The following is an 838-nucleotide window of genomic DNA, read 5'->3' on the forward strand; positions in this document are numbered from 1 at the left end:
AGGGATACGTCCAGAGAACTGCCGCTCACCAGCCGCCCGGTGGCGCCGTTGCTCAGCGCGCGGGTGGTCAGCGCCAGCGTGTCGTTGCCCTGAAGAATCCCGGTGTTGTTCAGCTGCGCGGCGTTCACCGTGAGCGCCTTCCCGGCCAGCTGGCCGTCGTTGAACAGCTGCGCCGCCGTCAGCGTGAACAGGTTCTGGCTGAGCAGGGCGCCCGTGTTATCCAGCCTGCCGGTCGCGGAAAGGGTCAGGCCGTCCAGCGTCTGAATGCTGCCCTGGTTATTCAGGCTCCCGGCCTCAAGCGTCGCGCTGCGCCCCTGAAGGCTGCCCGCGTTGCTGAGGGTTTGTCCGCTCAGGGTCAGGGTCTCGCCGCCCGTCACCTGGCCCTGAGGCTGGTTCGTGAAGGTGTTCCCGGACCAGGCCAGCGTGCTGCTCCCCTGAAGCAGGCCGCTGTTCTGCAGGTCACCCCGCAGGGTCAGCACTTTTGCCAGCAGCTGGCCCCGGTTATCGGTCCTGCCGGCCTGGACGTCCGCCGCCTGCTGGCTGAGCACCTTGCCGCTGTTGGTCAACGCGCCCGTCACCGCCGCAGTGATACCCGCTTCACCCAGCGCATTGCCGGTGTTGATCCACTCGCCGGTGGCCAGGTTCAGGGTGTTGCCCTGCAGCAGCCCGGCGTTGTTCAGGGTGGTGTGGTGCAGGTCGAGCGCGCCGCCGGAGAGCAGCATGCCCGCCTGCTGGTTGCTGAGCTGTGCCCCGGTCGCCGTGAGGGAATGTGTCCCCTGCAGCGTGCCGCCGTTGGTCACCGACGCGCTGTTAAACTGCGCGTCGGTACCGGCCATCA

The 838-nt window shown here is 67.9% G+C and carries 1 protein-coding gene; it reads right to left on the minus strand.

All coding sequences use genetic code 11. The features are described 5' to 3' along the window. A partial coding sequence (locus tag AC0TNG_RS00165) for a hypothetical protein (RefSeq protein ID WP_473723524.1) occupies nucleotides 1-838 on the minus strand: 838 nt, incomplete at both ends.

The organism is Enterobacter sp. PL_is514 (assembly GCF_055816715.1).